This is a genomic window from Methyloglobulus morosus KoM1, assembly GCF_000496735.2.
GTDB classification, from domain to species: Bacteria; Pseudomonadota; Gammaproteobacteria; order Methylococcales; family Methylomonadaceae; genus Methyloglobulus; species Methyloglobulus morosus.
The window spans coordinates 1-4,811 of record NZ_AYLO01000167.1; the positions used below are offsets into that span (position 1 = coordinate 1).

Here is a 4,811-nt window from a genome sequence, read left to right on the forward strand (position 1 = left end):
AAAGGCTAAAGGCTAAAGGCTAAAGGCTAAAGGCTAAAGGCTAAAGGCTAAAGGCTAAAGGCTAAAGGCTAAAGGCTAAAGGCTAAAGGCTAAAGGCTAAAGGCTAAAAGTGTACGCTGTTTTTCGCCTTTGGCCTTGCGCCTTTAGCCTTATTTAATAACTTCCGCTTTCTCGATAACAATATCCGTTTTCGGTACATCTTGATGCCCTGCCCTATTCCCGGTTGGTTGCTCAGCCATCTTATCGACCACGTCCATGCCTTCGACCACTTCACCGAACACCGCATAACCCCAACCGCTAGGCGTTGGGCTGCTATGGTCAAGGAATGCATTGTCTTTATAATTAATGAAAAACTGCGCCGTTGCCGAATTCGGATCGTTCGTCCTTGCCATTGCCAACGTGCCGCGCTTATTGGCCAAACCATTGTCGGCTTCATTTTTGATGGGGTCGTGAACAGCTTTTTGTTTGAACGCCGTGTCAAAACCGCCGCCTTGCGCCATAAAACCTTTGATAACTCGGTGAAAAACAGTGCCGTTATAAAAGCCTTCATTCACGTAAGTCAAAAAATTAGCGGAAGAAACCGGTGCTTTCTCGGTGTTCAGTTGTACAATTATCTCGCCGAGTGAGGTTGTCAATTTTACTTTATTGGATGAACTAGATGAAGGTGCGGTCATTTTATTTTCCGTTGCAAATGTTAATGTTGCGCTCAGGCACAACAGGACAGACAGTATCAGGGTACGCATTTCTTTTTTCCTGTGCTGAATAAAAGGCGAAATTCTAGGTGTTTTTAACTTGAAAGAGAAGCGTTAATCTTGGTAGATTTCACCGCCATCCTAAATTGCATTCCCATTAGGCCTTAAACTTATCGGACGTTACCGAGACTTACCCTTGAAAATATACAATACCTTAACCCGTAAAAAAGAAGTATTCCAACCCCGTGTGCCAGGGAAGATCGGGATGTACGTGTGCGGCATGACCGTCTACGATTACTGCCACATTGGCCACGCCCGCGTCATGGTCGTGTTCGATACCGTCGCGCGGTATTTTCGCCATAAAGGTTACGAGCTGACTTATGTCCGCAACATCACTGACATCGACGACAAGATCATCAACCGGGCAAATGAGAACGGTGAAGAGTTCACTGCGTTAACGCAGCGTTTCATTGATGCCATGCATGAAGATGAAAGGGCATTGTCCGTCTTGCCGCCCGATGTTGAGCCCAAGGCAACCCAATCCATACCCGCGATTATCGCCATGATAGCCACCCTGATCAACAAAGGGCTGGCCTACGTAGGGACTAACGGTGACGTGTTCTACTCGGTCAGCAAGTTCACCTCTTATGGCAAACTGTCGGGCAAAAACCTAGCCGACTTGCAAGCGGGCGAACGGGTGGATGTCGACCAAGCCAAACAAGACCCATTGGATTTCGTGCTCTGGAAAATGGCAAAACCCGGCGAACCGTCCTGGAATTCACCTTGGGGACAAGGCCGCCCCGGCTGGCATATCGAATGTTCCGCCATGTCCACCTGCTGCTTGGGCAACCATTTCGACATCCATGGCGGCGGCATGGATTTGCAGTTCCCTCACCACGAAAACGAAATCGCCCAATCCGAAGGCGCGACCGGGGAAACCTTTGTCAATGTTTGGATGCACAACGGTTTCGTGCGCGTAGACAATGAAAAGATGTCGAAGTCGTTGGGGAATTTTTTTACATTAAAAGACGTTAGGGTGAAATATAAGCCAGAGGTTATCCGGTTTTTTATCCTGCAAAGCCACTATCGCAGCCCATTAAATTATTCCGATCAGCAATTAAATGAAGCCAAGACAGCTTTAGAGCGACTTTATACTGCTTTGGATGATGTATTGTTTCTAGAAGATAGTGAACAGATAGTTGAATATCAAGAGCGATTTAATGAGGCGATGAATGATGATTTTAATACGCCGGTAGCTATTTCTGTTTTATTTGACCTAGCCACTGAATTAAATATTGCAAAAACTAATAAATCGCAAAATATCATTGAATTAGCAAGTACATTGAGAAATTTAGGTGATTTGCTAGGAATATTGCAATTGGATTCTAATAGTTGGTTTGGACGAAATGATCGGTTAGAAAGTTCTTATGAAATGACCGATGAAGATTGGAATGAGTTGGCAAAAGATATTAGCAAAGTTCCTAAGGATTTACCCTTTTATGAAATAGAAAAGTTAAAACAAATTCGACTTGATGCCAAAAGATCCAAAAACTGGGCTTTGGCCGACCAAATCCGCGACGAACTTAAACAACAAGGCATCATCTTGGAAGACAGGCCAGACGGCACGACCAGTTGGCGGCGGGAGTAACGCATAAAATAACGGGTCGTCCTGAGCATAGTCTAAGGGCAAGCTCATCATAGTTGTGTTCATGGTTCGACAAGCTCACCGCGAACGGCATAATTTAATGACTTTAGACAACTAGAAGGATTAAGTTGAACACCGCATTTGAAAATGCAAGTAGGTAGGTCAGGTTGTGCATTAACACTACCTGACTATTTTGTATAATTTAATGTCACATAATCGCTGACGCGATAATGTCTACATCATTCATAGCTTCATCTAAGTTGACCCAATAAATAGATTCAATTTCACCACAGTCCAGTAAAAATACCGAATGACCGAAATCAAAAACCAATCCATCCAACAATTCTTAACTGATCTCGCCAGCAAGTCCGCCACGCCCGGCGGTGGCAGCGCGGCGGCATTAATGGGCGCACAAGGCGCAGCCTTGGTCAGCATGGTCTGTAACCTGACCATCGGCAAACCCAAATTCGCCGAAGTCGAAACTGAAATGCAAGATGTCCTTGAACAAGCCGAAACCTTACGCGCCCAACTGACCGACCTTATCAAAGCCGACATCGACGTATTTAATCAACTGATGTCCCAATACGCTTTACCCAAAGAATCCGACGACGAAAAAGCAACACGTAGCGCCGCTATCCAGGATGTCTTAAAAGACGCTACCGAAGTTCCATTGCAATGTGTCCAGGCCTGCGCTGAGGTCATCCGATTAAGCAAAATCGCTGCAGAGTTAGGTAACCCTGGTGCAGTCAGCGATGCTGGAGCAGCGGTCATGGCGGCTTATGGCGGACTCAAAAGTTCTGCATTGAATGTCTACATCAATGTGGCTAGCCTAAAAGATAAGGCTTTTGTTGAAACCAAATTGGCAGAACTGGAACAGGCAACAAAAAATATTGAACACCTTGTGGACACTGTTTATCAGATTGTCAAGACAAGGCTTTAATCGTTCCTTTACCACTATTCAGAAAAAACAATTGACGACTAACCGCCCCACCGCTATCATACGCTGCTCTTTAAGGGCGGTTGGCAAACGCAACAGCATTGTAATGGCTAGCAATCTTTAAAGGGATTGTCGGGGTATAGCGCAGTCTGGTAGCGCGCCTGCTTTGGGAGCAGGATGTCGGGGGTTCGAATCCCTCTACCCCGACCAGCTTTGCGCTTGTAGCTCAGCTGGATAGAGCATCGGCCTTCTAAGCCGAGGGTCGCAGGTTCGAGTCCTGCCAAGCGTGCCACCCCTTATCGATTTTTTCCTATGGTGAGCGTAGCTCAGTTGGTAGAGTCCAGGATTGTGATTCCTGTTGTCGCGGGTTCGAGCCCCGTCGTTCACCCCATTAAATCAAGTGCTTACCATAAGCTATTTACTTAGCTATCGGTTGCCGTGACCACATTCGCCGCATAGCGGGCCAAATGTTCTGGTGCCAAATGAGCGTAGCGCAAGACCATCTTATAGTCTGACCATCCGCCCAATTCTTGAAGCTCATTCAACGGCGTTCCCGCCTGGACGTGCCAGCTTGCCCAGGTATGGCGCAAATCATGCCAGCGAAAATCAGCAATATCGGCTCTGGCCAACGCTTTCGTCCAAGCATGATTATTGGCTCTTAAAACCGGCTTTCCCTTATACACGAACACATAGCGCGGATTGTTGCCAAACTGTGACCTTATTATGTGCATGACTTCATCATATAAAGGTATGCCAATCCCCTTTCCAGCTTTTGCCTGGTCAGGATGTATCCAGGCAACTTGTCGCTGTAGATCGATCTGATTCCATTCGAGTTTAGTGACATTCGATTCACGTAACCCGGTCAGTAGGCTAAAACGCGCCATCGCTTCAAGGTGGGGCGGTAGTTCTGCTAATAACTTAGCTGCCTCATCTGGGGTTAACCACCGAATGCGCTTTTTGGGTTCTGCAAACTTGCGTATGGGCGGGATGTAATCAATCCATCCCCAATAATTCCGCGCTTTATGCAACACCGCAGAAACCAAAGCGGTAATACGATTAACCCTTGCATAGCTTACACCTTGGTTCAATTTGGCAGTAATAATTCGGTCGATGTCTGTCTGATCTATCTCTGCCAACACTTTATGTCCCAGATAAGCGTCCAACCACCGAAAATTAGCCTGATCCTCCTTAATCGTTCGTTTTTGCGATTCTTGTAGCCACTTTACAACGGCATCTTGCCAAATATAGCGTGGTTTTTCCTTCAGCTTGGATACCCGCCACGCCCCGGCTTTGCAGGTGTCCGCAAGTTCTTGAGCCCGTCGTTTGTCGGTAGTCCCAGTAGATTGGCGTACAACTTTGCCGTCTGGGGCTGTGTATTTATACCACCAGAACTTCGAGTCTTTTCTTTTAAAGAGCATAATGCCTGACATCCTTGCCTTGCATCCCCACCAGTATTGTAGAGGCTGCGCAGCCAATTAATCAAATCGTCTTCGATGAACACCCAACATTTCCCTGGTTTGGCCGCTGGAATTTCGCC

The 4,811-nt window shown here is 46.7% G+C and carries 4 protein-coding genes and 3 tRNA genes; 5 read left to right on the forward strand and 2 right to left on the reverse strand.

What is annotated here, in order from left to right:
* Nucleotides 1–149: 149 nt before the first annotated feature.
* The gene (locus MGMO_RS18270; RefSeq protein ID WP_023496577.1) at nt 150–743 is read right to left on the reverse strand and encodes a peptidylprolyl isomerase; all 594 of its coding nucleotides are present in this window, start codon (nt 741–743) and stop codon (nt 150–152) included.
* A gap of 121 nt (nt 744–864) precedes the next feature.
* Here MGMO_RS18270 and cysS point away from each other — a divergent pair, with 121 nt between their 5' ends.
* From cysS to MGMO_RS18295, 5 genes are all read left to right on the forward strand, one after another.
* Nucleotides 865–2,340: a cysteine--tRNA ligase gene (cysS, locus tag MGMO_RS18275; RefSeq protein WP_456152406.1), complete on the forward strand. Its 1,476-nt coding sequence runs from the start codon at nt 865–867 to the stop codon at nt 2,338–2,340.
* Nucleotides 2,341–2,647: 307 nt separating this feature from the next.
* Nucleotides 2,648–3,277, forward strand: coding sequence for a methenyltetrahydrofolate cyclohydrolase (gene fchA / locus MGMO_RS18280; RefSeq protein ID WP_023496579.1), 630 nt, complete (start codon nt 2,648–2,650; stop codon nt 3,275–3,277).
* A 130-nt stretch (nt 3,278–3,407) separates the two neighbouring features.
* Nucleotides 3,408–3,484 (forward strand) — tRNA-Pro (locus tag MGMO_RS18285).
* Between the two features lie 5 nt (nt 3,485–3,489).
* Nucleotides 3,490–3,566 (forward strand) — tRNA-Arg (locus MGMO_RS18290).
* A 23-nt stretch (nt 3,567–3,589) separates the two neighbouring features.
* A tRNA-His gene (locus MGMO_RS18295) sits at nt 3,590–3,665 on the forward strand.
* A 31-nt stretch (nt 3,666–3,696) separates the two neighbouring features.
* Here the strand turns inward: MGMO_RS18295 and MGMO_RS18300 are convergent.
* Nucleotides 3,697–4,692: a tyrosine-type recombinase/integrase gene (locus MGMO_RS18300; protein WP_023496580.1), complete on the reverse strand. Its 996-nt coding sequence runs from the start codon at nt 4,690–4,692 to the stop codon at nt 3,697–3,699.
* Between the last annotated feature and the right edge of the window lie 119 nt (nt 4,693–4,811).

Bases quoted from the DNA above. Each gene is read 5' to 3' on its own strand.
- MGMO_RS18270 (WP_023496577.1), bottom strand. From the start codon at position 743: ATGCGTACCCTGATACTGTCTGTCCTGTTGTGCCTGAGCGCAACATTA.
- fchA (WP_023496579.1), top strand. From the start codon at position 2,648: ATGACCGAAATCAAAAACCAATCCATCCAACAATTCTTAACTGATCTC.
- MGMO_RS18300 (WP_023496580.1), bottom strand. From the start codon at position 4,692: ATGCTCTTTAAAAGAAAAGACTCGAAGTTCTGGTGGTATAAATACACA.